This is a genomic window from Pseudomonas fluorescens, assembly GCF_001307155.1.
Taxonomy (GTDB): Bacteria; Pseudomonadota; Gammaproteobacteria; order Pseudomonadales; family Pseudomonadaceae; genus Aquipseudomonas; species Aquipseudomonas helvetica.
On sequence record NZ_CP012830.1, the window covers coordinates 1,323,469 to 1,337,002 of the forward strand.

The 13,534-nt window shown below is 58.7% G+C and carries 14 protein-coding genes; 7 read left to right on the plus strand and 7 right to left on the minus strand.

The annotated features are described in order from the left end of the window. From antB to AO353_RS05965, 3 genes are all read left to right on the plus strand, one after another. Entirely contained in the window at window positions 1-492 is a 492-nt protein-coding gene (gene antB, locus AO353_RS05955) for an anthranilate 1,2-dioxygenase small subunit (protein ID WP_054594122.1), read from the plus strand. An 18-nt stretch (window positions 493-510) separates the two neighbouring features. Then, window positions 511-1,533, plus strand: coding sequence for an anthranilate 1,2-dioxygenase electron transfer component AntC (antC, locus tag AO353_RS05960; RefSeq protein ID WP_054594123.1), 1,023 nt, complete (start codon window positions 511-513; stop codon window positions 1,531-1,533). Window positions 1,534-1,610: 77 nt separating this feature from the next. Further along, the gene (locus AO353_RS05965; RefSeq protein ID WP_054594124.1) at window positions 1,611-3,011 is read left to right on the plus strand and encodes an amino acid permease; all 1,401 of its coding nucleotides are present in this window, start codon (window positions 1,611-1,613) and stop codon (window positions 3,009-3,011) included. A gap of 67 nt (window positions 3,012-3,078) precedes the next feature. Here AO353_RS05965 and kynA read toward each other — a convergent pair whose 3' ends face one another. Next, window positions 3,079-3,945: a tryptophan 2,3-dioxygenase gene (gene kynA, locus AO353_RS05970; protein ID WP_054594125.1), complete on the minus strand. Its 867-nt coding sequence runs from the start codon at window positions 3,943-3,945 to the stop codon at window positions 3,079-3,081. Further along, window positions 3,942-4,607, minus strand: a complete 666-nt coding sequence (kynB, locus tag AO353_RS05975; RefSeq protein WP_054594126.1) for an arylformamidase — start codon at window positions 4,605-4,607, stop codon at window positions 3,942-3,944. The genes kynA and kynB overlap by 4 nt, the downstream gene beginning before the upstream one ends. A 280-nt stretch (window positions 4,608-4,887) precedes the next feature. Here kynB and AO353_RS05980 point away from each other — a divergent pair, with 280 nt between their 5' ends. Continuing rightward, window positions 4,888-5,232, plus strand: coding sequence for a cupin domain-containing protein (locus AO353_RS05980; RefSeq protein WP_019691702.1), 345 nt, complete (start codon window positions 4,888-4,890; stop codon window positions 5,230-5,232). 249 nt (window positions 5,233-5,481) lie between these two features. Here the strand turns inward: AO353_RS05980 and mmsB are convergent, their stop codons facing one another. Next, a complete protein-coding gene (mmsB, locus tag AO353_RS05985) occupies window positions 5,482-6,366 on the minus strand; it encodes a 3-hydroxyisobutyrate dehydrogenase (RefSeq protein WP_054594127.1) in 885 nt (294 codons plus the stop codon). 10 nt (window positions 6,367-6,376) lie between these two features. Continuing rightward, on the minus strand, window positions 6,377-7,900 hold the full coding sequence (locus AO353_RS05990; protein WP_054594128.1) for a CoA-acylating methylmalonate-semialdehyde dehydrogenase: 1,524 nt from the start codon (window positions 7,898-7,900) through the stop codon (window positions 6,377-6,379). A 150-nt stretch (window positions 7,901-8,050) separates the two neighbouring features. Between AO353_RS05990 and AO353_RS05995 the strand changes: the two genes are divergently transcribed. Together AO353_RS05995 and AO353_RS06000 are read left to right on the plus strand one after the other, a co-directional pair. Beyond that, entirely contained in the window at window positions 8,051-8,998 is a 948-nt protein-coding gene (locus tag AO353_RS05995) for a LysR family transcriptional regulator (RefSeq protein WP_054594129.1), read from the plus strand. Between the two features lie 290 nt (window positions 8,999-9,288). Further along, window positions 9,289-9,852 (plus strand): histidine phosphatase family protein, encoded by a 564-nt coding sequence (locus AO353_RS06000; protein WP_054594130.1) that lies wholly within the window; start codon window positions 9,289-9,291, stop codon window positions 9,850-9,852. Window positions 9,853-9,969: 117 nt separating this feature from the next. On the opposite strand, the gene AO353_RS06005 is transcribed toward AO353_RS06000, so the two are convergent. The 3 genes from AO353_RS06005 to AO353_RS06015 all read right to left on the minus strand — a co-directional run bounded on the left by AO353_RS06005 (window position 9,970) and on the right by AO353_RS06015 (window position 12,325). Continuing rightward, window positions 9,970-10,422 carry an OmpA family protein gene (locus AO353_RS06005; protein WP_081013854.1) on the minus strand — a complete coding sequence of 151 codons (453 nt, stop codon included), beginning with the start codon at window positions 10,420-10,422 and terminating at the stop codon, window positions 9,970-9,972. 62 nt (window positions 10,423-10,484) lie between these two features. Then, the gene (locus AO353_RS06010) at window positions 10,485-11,753 is read right to left on the minus strand and encodes a diguanylate cyclase domain-containing protein (protein WP_054594132.1); all 1,269 of its coding nucleotides are present in this window, start codon (window positions 11,751-11,753) and stop codon (window positions 10,485-10,487) included. Then, entirely contained in the window at window positions 11,750-12,325 is a 576-nt protein-coding gene (locus AO353_RS06015) for a YfiR family protein (protein ID WP_054594133.1), read from the minus strand. The genes AO353_RS06010 and AO353_RS06015 overlap by 4 nt, the downstream gene beginning before the upstream one ends. 350 nt (window positions 12,326-12,675) lie before the next feature. Between AO353_RS06015 and AO353_RS06020 the strand changes: the two genes are divergently transcribed. After that, window positions 12,676-13,527 carry a sugar phosphate isomerase/epimerase family protein gene (locus AO353_RS06020; protein ID WP_054594134.1) on the plus strand — a complete coding sequence of 284 codons (852 nt, stop codon included), beginning with the start codon at window positions 12,676-12,678 and terminating at the stop codon, window positions 13,525-13,527. The last annotated feature ends 7 nt before the right edge of the window (window positions 13,528-13,534 follow it).

Here is a 13,534-nt window from a genome sequence, read left to right on the forward strand (position 1 = left end):
ATGAATCCGCAATTGCAGTATCAGATCGAGCAGTTTTTCTACCGTAAATCCGAACTCTGCGACGCCAAGGACTGGGACGCCTACATCCAGCTCTTCGACGAGCAGAGTGAGTTTCACCTGCCGCAATGGGACTCCGAACACGTCTATACCCGTGACCCCAAGCGCGAAATGTCGTTGATCTACTACGCCAATCGCTCGGGCCTGGAAGACCGTGTATTCCGCCTGCACACCGGCAAGGCTGCCTCGGCCACGCCGATGCCGCGCACCCTGCACCTGATCAACAACGTGCGGATCAGCGAACTCGAAGCCGGTGAGCTGGAGGTGCGGCTGAACTGGCACACCTTGTTTTATCGCCTGGCCACCTCCGAGCAGTTCTACGGGGACGCGACCTATCGCCTCAAGCCTCACGCAGACAGCTGGCTGATTACCCGCAAACACGTGTTGCTGCTCAACGACACCATCAACTCGGTGCTCGATTTCTACCACCTCTGAAGCTATGGAGACCGGGGCATGAACCACAAGGTCGCGTTCAGTTTTGCCGACGGCAAAACACTGTTTTTTCCCGTGCAGGCCAACGAAATATTGCTCGATGCCGCCCTGCGCAACGGCATCAATATTCCGCTGGATTGCCGCGAGGGTGTCTGCGGAACCTGTCAGGGCCGCTGCGAATCCGGTGACTACAGCCAGGATTATGTGGATGAGGAAGCCCTTTCCAGCCTCGACCTGCAACAACGCAAAATGCTGACTTGTCAGACCCGAGTGAAGTCCGACGCCGCGTTTTATTTCGACTTTGCTTCCAGCCTGTGCAATGCCGCGGGGCCTGAACAGCTCAGCGGTACGGTCACGCATGTGCGTCAGGTCTCGACCAGCACCGCGATCCTCCATCTGGATTTGGGGGCGGCCACCCAGCCACTGGATTTCCTGCCGGGGCAATATGCGCGCCTGTTGATTCCAGGGACCATGAGCAAGCGCTCCTACTCCTTCGCCAACCGCCCAAGTAGCAGCAATCAGCTGCAATTTCTGATTCGCCTGTTACCCGACGGGGTGATGAGCAATTACATTCGTGAGCGCTGCCAGGTCGGCGATGAAATCGCTCTGGAGGCACCGTTGGGCGCGTTTTATCTTCGCCACATCGCCCGGCCGCTGATTCTGGTGGCCGGCGGCACCGGACTGTCCGCGCTGCTGGGGATGCTCGACGAAATCGTCGCGCGCGGTTGCGAGCAGCCTGTGCATTTGTACTACGGTGTACGGGACGCGGCCGATCTGTGCGAAGGCGAACGGTTCAGTGCCTATGCTCACCGCATTCCAGGGTTTCGCTACACGCCGGTGGTCAGCGACCCGTCACCGGGCTGGGAGGGAAAACGCGGCTACATCGCCGAGCATTTCGATGCCTGCGAACTGCGCGATGCCGCAGTCGACATGTACGTCTGCGGGCCACCGCCGATGGTCGAGTCGATCAAGCGCTGGTTGCAGGATCAAACCCTCGAAAACGTGCAGCTGTATTACGAAAAGTTCACTGATAGTAACGTTTGAGGCTCACAAACGCGTGCCAATTGAATAAGCTGTCGACCTGCAACAAAGCCTGACCATAACAACTAGAAGGTATCCAGATGGCGGATGAACAACTGCAACAGGGCGTACTGAAGCGGGGGCTGAAAAACAGGCATATTCAGCTGATTGCGCTGGGCGGCGCGATTGGTACAGGGCTGTTTCTCGGCTCCGCCGGCGTGCTCAAATCGGCAGGCCCGTCGATGATCCTCGGCTATGCCATTGCCGGTTTCATCGCCTTTCTGATCATGCGCCAACTGGGAGAGATGATTGTCGAGGAGCCGGTCGCCGGCTCCTTCAGCCATTTCGCACACAACTACTGGGGTAGTTTTGCCGGCTTCCTGTCCGGCTGGAACTACTGGGTGCTGTATGTGCTGGTGGGCATGGCCGAGCTGACCGCCGTTGGCAAATACGTGCAGTTCTGGTGGCCCGAGGTCCCCACCTGGGTCAGCGCGGCGGTGTTCTTCGTACTGGTCAACCTGATCAACACGATGAACGTCAAAGTCTTCGGTGAAATGGAGTTCTGGTTCGCCATCATCAAGGTCGTTGCGATCATCGGCATGATCGCCCTCGGCTGTTACATGCTGGTCAGCGGCACCGGCGGCCCGCAGGCCTCGGTGAGCAACCTGTGGAGCCACGGCGGTTTCTTCCCCAACGGCACCAACGGTTTGCTGATGGCGATGGCGTTCATCATGTTCTCCTTTGGCGGCCTGGAACTGGTCGGCATTACCGCCGCTGAAGCCAGCGAGCCGAGGAAAGTCATTCCCAAGGCGATCAACCAGGTGGTTTACCGCGTATTGATCTTCTACGTTGGCGCACTCACCGTGCTGCTGTCGCTGTACCCATGGGATCAACTGCTTCAGACACTGGGCGCTTCCGGCGATGCCTACAGCGGCAGTCCGTTTGTGCAGATTTTCGCCTTGATCGGCAGCAACACCGCAGCGCAAATCCTCAATTTCGTGGTGTTGACCGCGGCGCTCTCGGTCTACAACAGCGGCGTCTACTGCAACAGCCGCATGCTCTACGGCCTGGCAGAACAAGGCGACGCACCGAAGTCGCTGATGAAGCTGAACAAACAGGGCGTACCGTTACGGGCGCTGGGTATCTCGGCGCTGATCACTATGTTGTGCGTGGTAGTCAACTACGTCGCCCCGAATGAAGCGCTTGAGTTGCTGTTCGCGCTGGTGGTCGCTTCGTTGATGATCAACTGGGCGATGATCAGCCTGACGCACCTGAAGTTTCGCAAAGCCATGGGCCAACGCGGCATCGTTCCGGGCTTCAAGGCGTTCTGGTCGCCGTACACCAATTACCTGTGCCTGGCGTTCATGGCCATGATCATCTATGTGATGTTGTTGATTCCCGGGGTGCGTGCGTCGGTCTACGCGATCCCGGTCTGGGTGCTGATCCTGTTCGTGTTCTACCGGATTCGGGTTGCACGGACTCGCGCGTTGTCGGTCGCTTAATAGCCTTCAGCCAGTCGACAAAAAGCCCCGGCATTCGATAAATGCCGGGGCTTTTTTGTATCTCGGGTCAGAGGGTCGAACGCACGCGCCACAACTCCGGGAACAGAACGGTATCGAGCATCTTGCGCAGATAACCCACACCTTCAGTGCCGCCGGTACCCGGTTGGAAGCCGATGATCCGCTCAACCGTGGTGACATGGCGGAAGCGCCATTGACGGAACGAGTCTTCAAGGTCGATCAGTTTCTCCGCCAACTGGTACAGATCCCAATACCGCGAAGGGTCGGTGTAGACCACACGCCAGGCGGCTTCGACCGAGGCGTCATAAGCGGTCGGGCTGGCCGGATCGCGCTCGAAGCGCTGCGGATCAATCGCCAACCCGGCACTGACCATCAACCGAATCGACTCGTCATACAGCGACGGCGTGGCAATCGCCTTTTCCAGCTCCGCCAACAGTTCCGGCCGGTGGGCATGCGGACGCAACAGCGTTGCACTCTTGTTGCCGAGGATGAATTCGATCTCGCGGTACTGGAACGACTGGAAGCCCGATGACTGGCCCAGAAACGGCCGGATCGCGTGGTATTCGGTCGGAGTCATAGTCGCCAACACCGTCCAGGCATGCACCAGTTGATCGAAGATCCGCGAGACCCGCGCCAGCATCTTGAACGCCGGCGGCAACTCGCCCAGCCTGACATGCTCACGAGCCGCCTTGAGCTCGTGCAGCATCAGCTTCATCCACAGCTCGGACGTCTGATGCTGGATGATGAACAGCATCTCGTTATGGTCCGGCGACAAGGGGTGCTGGGCACTGAGAATCTTCCCCAGGTCCAGGTAATCGCCGTAGCTCATGGAGTCGGAAAAATTCAGCTCGGCGTTATGCCATTCTTCTGGCGGGTTTGAAGGTGACTGATCTGAAGAATAGGGACATTGGCTCATTGAGCAGGCTCCTCAAGTGGCGGTTTGTTCAGTGGACGCAAAATAGCCCTGACCGGACTGGCGTCCAGGTTGGCAAACCGCAGCGGCAGCGCAATCAGTTCATAGTCGCCTTCCGGCACGTCATCGAGCACGATGCCTTCGAGAATCGCCATGCCATGGCGGGCCACTGCGTTGTGCGAATCCATGGTCTTGGACTGTTGAGGGTCCAGCGACGGTGTATCGATACCGATCAGCCGCACGCCAAGGCTCGACAGCAGGTCGACAGTTTCCTTGGCCACAGCGGTGAAGTCAGGATCCCAGGCCGTCAACGGCGCCTGTTGATAAGTGCGCAGCAAGACGCGCTCGGGCAGATCGGCAAGGCGCCCCTCCAGTTGCTCCGGCTGAACCAACCGACCGCTGTCCAGACAATGCAAGACGCGACACGGACCGATGTAGACATCCAGCGATACATCGCCGATGGCCGCGCCGTCAGCGCTGTAATGCAGTGGCGCATCGACATGGGCGCCAGTGTGGGGAGACAGGGTGATGCGACCGACATTCACCGGGCACTCGGGGCCGAAGGTCCAGACGCGCTCTTCCTGAAACGGCGTATCACCCGGCCACGTCGGTGTTGCGGTGCTCAAGGGCGGGCTGATATCCCACCACGACATTGTTTTTTTCATTGCATAGCTCTCGGCAACTCTCGCGTGAATGATACGAGTGATGCCTGTGAAGATTCTTGCGAAATCCGTCGGGAACGCCCAAATGTTTCGCACTTAATGCCAAGAATTTGAAGTTTAGCGGATGGAAATTTCAATGCGCGAATCGGACTCCCGGATGTCCGCTTGAGCGGGTTTGCTCAATAGCGCGTTTCTGGACAGCTGAGTGTCGAGCACAGACAACTGACTCCGTGTCGGGCGCTATAGGGTGCGACTTCAGTCCTGCCTAACGCTCGGAGTCAGCATGTCCAAACCCATTACCGTTCTTCGCGATACCCATCCACTGCCGGTGCTTGATGCCTGCAAATGGGAGAAACTCGAAGGTGACCCGCACACCGTCAACCTCAACGCCTACACCAGCGAAGACGGCAGCAAGATCATGGGCACCTGGATCTGCACACCGGGCAAGTGGTACGTGGAGTATGTGAAGTGGGAATACTGCCACTTCCAGGAAGGCTACTGCGTGATCACCCCGGACGGCATGGAACCGATCCATCTGCGCGCGGGCGATATTTTCGTCATTGAGCCGGGCATGAAAGGTACGTGGGAAGTGGTCGAGACCGTACGCAAGTACTTCGTTTTCGCCTGATTCTGCAATAAAAAACCGAGAGCCCACCCGACGTGGGCTCTCGGAAAGTATCGACGGATTACGCCATATTTATGGCGAGCGCGGCGTTTGTGGCGAGGGAGCTTGCTCCCGCTGGTTCGCGAAGCGGACCCATGAGGCCAATGCGACTTGTCAGATACGCCGCGTGTTCAGGATTGACGACTGCTTCGCAGCCGAGCGGGGCGTTGCGGCGTTCCGACAAGCTCCCTCGCCACAGTCCCGCCCCCCCTATCAGGGTTTGCGATAGCTGTTGATGATTGCCGAGAAATCCTTGCCGCCTTCGCCACGCTGACTCATCGCCTGATACAGCTGCTGAGCCACCGCGCCGAGCATCACCGGTTGATGCGCCTGACGTGCAGCTTCAGTCGCCAGCCCCAGGTCCTTGAGCATCAATTCGGCACCAAAACCACCGGTATAACCACGCGACGCCGGTGCTGTTTCGACGATACCCGGCCACGGGTTGTACATCTCCGAACTCCAGCAACGACCGGTCGAACTGTTGATGATCCCCGCCAGCACCTGAGTGTCGATGCCCAGCGCATCACCAAGGGCCATCGCTTCGCTGACGCCGACCATGGAAATAGCCAACAACAGATTGTTGCAGATCTTGGCGATTTGCCCGGTGCCGACTTCACCGCAATGCACAATGTTGCGGCCCATCTGCGCCAGTACCGGTTGCAGGGTGGCGAACAATTCCGGCGTGGCGCCGACCATGAAGGTCAGCGTCCCGGCCGCAGCGCCACCGGTGCCGCCGGAAACCGGCGCATCCGCCATGGCCACACCTTGCTTGGCCGCCGCCGCGGCGACATCGCGGGCGGTCTGCGGGTCGATGGTGCTGCAATCCACGGCGGGAACGCCCTTGGCGATCCCGGCCAGCACGCCATCTTCACCCAGCCAGACGCTACGCACGTGGACAGCGGCCGGCAGCATGGTAATCACCAGTTCTGCGCCTTGGGCTGCCTCACGCGCCGTGGCGCTGATAGTGCCGCCCAGTTGCGCCAGTTCTGCGAGTACGGCTTTGTTCAGGTCGACCAGGTTCAGCGAATGGCCAGCCTTGATCAGGTTGCGCGCCATCGGCGCGCCCATGTTGCCGAGACCGATAAAAGCGATTTTCATGTCCGGCTCCTTAACGCAAATTGATGGTTGTGTTCACACCGTCATTGACGCTGTCATCGTCGAACCAGCGACTGGTGACGGTCTTGGTTTGAGTGTAGAACTGCACCACTTGCTTGCCATACGGACCGAGGTCGCCAAGCTTGGAACCGCGCGAGCCGGTGAAGCTGAAGAACGGAACCGGCACCGGGATCGGGATGTTGATGCCAACCTGACCGACGTCGATTTCGTTCTGAAATTTACGCGCCGCGGCGCCGCTCTGGGTGAACAGGCCGGTGCCGTTACCGAACGGGTTGGCGTTGACCAGCGCAATAGCCTGATCGAGGGTGTCGACTTCCAGCACCACCAGCACCGGACCGAAGATTTCCTGAGTGTAGATCTGCATGTCGGTGGTCACCCCGGAGAACAGGGTCGGGCCGACAAAGTTGCCTTTTTCGTACCCGGGGACGGTGATATCACGACCATCGAGCTCCAGTTTTGCGCCTTCCTTGATGCCGCTTTCGATCAGATCAAGAATCCGCGCCTTGGCCCGTTTCGAAATCACCGGACCAACGTCAGTGCCCGGCTCGCTGCCGGCATTCACTTTGAGTTTTTGCGCCAATGCCTTGAGGTCTGGCAGCCACTGCTTGGCCGCGCCCACCAGCACCACCACCGAGGTGGCCATGCAACGTTGACCGGCAGCGCCGAAACCGGCACCGACCAGCGCATTGAGAGCTTGCTCACGATTGGCATCGGGCAGTACCACCGCGTGGTTCTTGGCGCCCATCATCGATTGCACGCGTTTGCCGTGTTTGCCGGCCAGGTCGTAGACGTGAGTACCGACTGCCGTCGAACCGACGAACGATACGGCCTTGATGTCTTTGTGGGTGCAGAGCGCGTCCACCACATCCTTGCCGCCGTGAACCACGTTGAGCACGCCGGCTGGAATGCCCGCCTCGATGGCCAGTTCCACCAGCAGCATGGTCGACATCGGGTCCTGTTCGGACGGTTTGAGCACAAAGGTGTTGCCGCAGGCGATAGCCATCGGGAACATCCACAGCGGGATCATCGCCGGGAAGTTGAACGGCGTGATACCGGCGCAGACACCGATCGGTTGGCGCAGGGTGTAGGTATCAACACCGCCCGCGACGTTTTCAGCGAATTCGCCCATTTGCAGGCTGCCGATGGAGCACGCATGCTCGACCACTTCCAGGCCACGGAAAATATCGCCTTCAGCGTCGGCAATGGTTTTGCCCTGCTCGGCGCTGAGGACCACGGCGATGCGCTTGGAGTGCTCGCGAATCAATGCCTGAAGCTTGAGCATGATGCGCATCCGCGCGCCAATCGGTGTCAGCTTCCAGGTCTGGAAGGCACGATGAGCGGCGCTGATCGCGGCGTCGACTTCCGCAGGCGTAGCGAACGGTACTTTAGCCAGCACTTGCTGGGTTGCCGGATTGACGATGTCGTGCCATTCGGTGGTCTGGGACTCGACCCATTGGCCGTCGATCAACAGCTTGACCTTTTGCACAGTGGTTTCTGGCGTGAGCGATGCGTTCATGACGGTCTCCTGGACTTGTTGTTATGCAGGGAGCCAAGGCGAGAAAAGTCGCCTTGTGATGAGGCGTGTGTCGCGAATTGGTTGTCGGACTGTTTTTGGAGTATAGATGTGCAAACTTCTAATAAGAACGCACATAAAATCCGGTCCAACATGCAAAAAAACATCACATCGTTAGGCTCGTTGAACTGGGACGACCTGAAGTTTTTCCTCGAGGTCGCCCGTACCCGCAAGGCCAGCAGCGCCGCCAAACGCCTGGCCGTGGATTACACCACCGTGTCACGGCGGATCAGTTCGCTGGAAGGTGCATTGGGGACATTGTTGTTCGAAAAATCACGGACCAATGGCTTTGTATTGACCGCCGAAGGCCAGCGTTTGCTGGGTTATGCCGAATCCATAGAAAGCACACTGCACATGGCGTGCGAGCAGGTGTCCGGCTCGGGCGTGGCGTTATCCGGCCATGTGCGGATGGGCTGCACCGAGGGTTTCGGGAGTTTTTTCATCACCCCGCAGCTCAGCCACTTCGTCGATGCCTATCCGGCGATTTCGGTGGATATCCTGCCGCTGCCGCACTTCATCAGCTTGTCCAAGCGCGAGGCAGATATTGTCATCGCCCTGGAACGCCCGGAACACGGCCCTTACGTCTGCTGCAAACTCTGCGACTACCGTTTGCAGCTGTACGCGACCCAGGATTACCTCGACCAACACCCGCCCATCCGCCGCCCGGCAGATTTGGGCAAGCATCAGTTCATCAGTTATGTCGACGATCTGGCATTCAGCTCGGAGCTGCTGTACCTGGCCAATGTACTGCCCGGCGCCAGCGCCAACCTGCGCAGCACCAGCGTGATTGCGCAATTCGTGGCCGCGCAGCAAGGCCGCTCGCTGGCGATTCTGCCGTGCTTCCTGGCGGCCCAGGATCCACGACTGCTGCCGGTGCTGCCGGAGGAAATCAACATCACCCGGCAATTCTGGATGTACTGCCGCGAGGACCTGCGCAAGCTCAAGCGGATTACTTTGCTCTGGGACTACATCCGCGCCGTGACCGAGCAGAATCAGGCACTATTGATGGGTGAAACCCGAACGATGCACTTCGCCGACTGACAGCCCTTCAAGGAATCAGGTAGCGGCGTCGTAACGAGGTCAGCAGGCCTTTGCCAAGGTTTTGTGACAGGGATTGGTACGCAACTTGTGACATCGAAGGGCATTGGCAGGTGCCTTTGGGGGTATGGGACTCGTTCACGCAAGCTGCAAATGTCGCTCCCTTCACCTAACGTCCAGATGATAATCTCACGCCTCAATGTGCGGTTTATACTGGCACGATCAGCATGCTTCAAATGCCCGCCGGGTGCATTTTCAGTACTCCTGGGGCAGTAAAACAAGGACGTAAACACATGAGCAGGGAGATCATCCTGATGCGCCATGGGCAGCCGAATCTGGCCGTGACCAACAAGGTTTCAGCGCTTGATATGAAACGCTGGATCGAGCAATACAATCTATCCGAAATCATCAACCAGCCCGCCCCAGAGGCGAGTGTGCAACTGGCCGCTACCGCCCAAGTGATTGTATCGAGCAGTGCGCCTCGGGCTCTGACATCCGTTCGGGCGTTGGGCCTTCAGCCCACCCTGGTAGACGCGATTTTCTGCGAGGCGCAGCTGCCCCATGGCCGCTGGACACTGCCGCGTCTTTCACCGTTTACATGGGCATTTATCCTTCGAGTCTCATGGTTATGCGGCTTCTCAGGGACGGTCGAGTCTTTCCGTCAGGCCAAGATTCGGGCCAACGAGGCCGCTCAACAACTTCGATCCCTTGCGAGCGCAGGCCCGGTCCTGTTGCTCGGTCATGGAGTCATGAATCGAATGATCGCCAAGCAGTTGGAGGCTGCCGGATGGACTCGCCAGAAACGCAATGGCAACCGTTACTGGAGCGCAATGGTCTATCGAATGAATCAGAGTTAAGGCACGTCGATAGAAACCGGGACACACCCGGCTTATGACATGCAAATGCATCCGTGAAGTGACTGAGCAGAATCAAGCGCTATTGATGGGGGAAACCCGCACGAAGCACTTTGCCGACTAGTCCGCGATCACCACAATCGATACCCGGCGATTCTCGGTGCGTCCGGCGGTGGTGGTGTTGGATGCCACCGGCTCGGCGCTGCCAAGGCCGCGCAGTCGAATGTTCTCCTCGCGCAGGCCAACGCTGGTCAGCACCGCGCCGACACTCTTGGCGCGGCGAAGGGAAAGTTGCTCGTTATAGGCCTCTTTACCCGACCCGTCGGTGTGACCATCGACCCGCACGCGCTCAATGCCGGCACCGTGCAATGCCTTACCGATTCGCTCAACGATTTCGGTGCTTTGCGGGTTCAAGTGATCAACGTCGCTGCCAAACAACACCTTGCCCGACAAACCGAAGGCCCAGCCCTCCTCGGTCAATTCGAAACCCTGCTGTTTAAGCACCACGATCTGCGCCGGACTGAGGCCTTTTTGCGGCGCGGTCTGGCAACCGCTCACTGCCAGCACGGCCATGAGCAAGGTAAAGGTAAAGGTAAAGAATCGCAGGGAACGCTGGGTCAGTGAAAACAAGGCTGTTAACTCCTGGTTTGAACATTGGCGACAAGGTGCTCCGACCCTGCCGTGTATTGCCCGCCTCGGGCGAGGCGTTTGGCTTGATACATTGCCGCATCGGCGGCATCGAGCAGGGTACCGGGTGTGGCGCCATGATCAGGATAAATCGCAATGCCAACGCTGAGTGAGGTCAACACCTGGGTATCGCCTGGCAACTGAACCGGCAGCTCCATGCTGGCGATGATCTTTTCGGCAATTCGTTCGGCGTCTTCGGTTTTGTGCAACGGCGTCAACAGCACAGCAAACTCGTCACCGCCCAAGCGGGCGACCAGATCCTCTTCACGCAATTGCGCCCGGACTCGGGTTGCCACGGCAACCAGCACGGCATCGCCAGCAGCATGGCCGAAGTTGTCATTGATACCCTTGAACCGATCGCTATCGAGAAACAGCACGGCAACCCGTTCATCGTGTTTGTTGGCATTACGTAACGCGCGAATCAGTCGACCTTCGAAAAACGCCCGATTCGGCAAACCGGTGAGGCTGTCATGACTGGCCTGGTGGGCCAGCGTTTCGTTTTCGCTTTGCAGGTGGGTTTGCCAGGACTCCAGCTCATCAAGCAAGGCATTGAAGTCGTTGCCCAGACTGTCGAGTTCGGCAATGCGTGCTGGCGGCACACGACGATCGAGGACCCGCTCCTGGCGCGCGGCGTGAGCGACCTCGGCCAGGCTGCGCAGTGGGCCGGTAATCCCCCGTAGCTGACGGCGTGCCAGATACAACGCGACCCAGGCGCTAACCGCCGTACACAAGACAATCCCGGCCAGACCGCTGAGCAAAAAGCGCATCAGACTGCCGCCATGCCCGGTCAGCAGGATGCTGCCGATTTCCTGACCTTGATGGAGGATCGGTATGTTGATCGGCTTTTCCAGAAGCGATCGAGCGATCTGCATTTCCAATTCGGAAACCAGACCGGTTTCCGGTCGCTGCCAACGAGCGAGCAGCTGGCCCTTTTCATCGAACACCTGGGCATCGGCCACTTCTTCTGTGGACGCGATCAGCGCCAGCGCTTCGGTCGCCGCCGCACTGTCGTTGAACACCACTGCAGCTTCCACCGTGTAATTGATCGAACGGGCAATCAGCTGCAGGTTGTGATCGGCATACACCCGCAAGGCCAGTACCCCGAGCAAGGTCAGGGACAGACTGGCCATGGCCACGCCAACCAGCGCAACGATCAGGTGTCCACGGCCAATGACCGATTGCAAAGTTGGGCGGTTGCCGGACCTGAACAGGTTCATGGGGCCGCCGCTTTACGGCGAGAGAGTTGCAAGACGCTGGGGTGAATGCGCACACCACTGCGGGCTACCGAGTCGAGGTTGACCTCAAACGAGACTTGATGGTCACTGACCCGCAGGCAGAACAGGCTGCCTACCGTGCATTGATCGCCCCCCTCGCTGATACTCAGCACCGGATGGCCTGTCAAAGAAGCGAAGAGCGTGCTGCGCTCTTCATTGGTCAGTTTACCGATGTAGATTGCGTCACACTCACTGGCGATCGCCGGGTAATTGGCCAACAGTCGCCGAACGACCACCGGACGCCCCGTGGCTTGAGTGGTGCCTTTGACTAAATCGTCGGTGTACTCGGTGGGACCGACCACGCACAAACGCAATTGCGCTGGCTCCACCGGCCAGCGAGCGTAGCTGAGGATTCCCAACACCACTTGAGTGACCGACATGGCGCGCTGATCAGCCATGCTCGGTGGCGCCTGCAACTCAGCGAATACAGGAAGGCTCAACAAACAGAAAAGGCCGGCCAGCAGCAGCTGCTTCCAGCCAGCAATGCGTTCTGTCGTCCAGACAGCCAGCTTCATGCGGGAATTCTCGTTGATCGTCATGGATGATGCCGCAACGATAGCATATCCGGTGAAATGCTCACGAAAGCAGCGAGTATTGATAGGCGCCTATTTGTTTATAAAATCCTGAAGTAACAATTTGGGGTTTCCTATTTTTCTCTGTTTCACCCCATGTCTACCATCGGCACCAACGTGACCTGTAACCGCACTGCGGTCCTAATAACAATAAAAGCTGACAGCGACGTAAGTGAGAGCGGATCCACCGAGATCCGACTCATGAACACCTTTTGCTACTGCCATAACAGCTCGATTCGGTCATGCACCGGCGTCGAGCCTTGAGTAGTTGAAGGCGTCGTGGAGGTTCACCGATGAAACTGGAAATATTTCGTACCCTCTGGGGCTATAGCGCGAGCAAGGCCCAGGCGCTCGACGAGTTGCTGGAAGCCGGCTTCGATGGCATGGAAGCTCGCCTGCCGTTGGACGTCCGCGAACGAACCGAGTTCGGCGCCTTTCTAAAAGCCAATGAACTGGCTTACATCAGCACCGTGTTTACCGCTTATGACGTGCTGCCGGAACAATCCGCGTCGCCCACCGAACACCTTCTTGATCTGGACAAAAAACTCGCTTGGGCTGCCGAGCTCAATCCACGCTTCGTCAATGTGCTGGCCGGCAATGACCGTTGGCCGCTGTCGCAGCAGGTGGAGTTCTTCGGCCAGGCCATGGCGCTTGCACGCAAGCACGGGCAATTCTGCAGCTTCGAAACCCACCGCTCACGGTCACTGTTCAACCCTTGGCTGACGCTTGAACTGATCCGGCAGCTACCCGACCTGCGGTTCACCAGCGATATCAGCCATTGGGTCGTGACGTGCGAGCGACTGTTGAATGATCCGGCGGATGACCTGAGTGCCTTCGTCGAGCGCGTACACCATATCCAGGCCCGGGTCGGTTATGACCAAGGCCCGCAGGTTCCCCATCCCGCCGCCCCGGAATACGCCCGGGAACTGGCCTTCCATCAACAGCACTGGGAAGCCATCTGGCACTCCCAGCAGGCTCGCGGCTATCAGGTCAGCACCCTGACGCCTGAGTTCGGTGCCGACGGCTATTTGCACCACTTGCCCTTCACCAATGTGCCGGTCGCCGACCTGTGGTCGCTGAATATCTGGATGGCCAACACAGAGCGCGAACACTTCGATCGCTTCAATCACTCAACCCTCGCGTGAGGTGCTT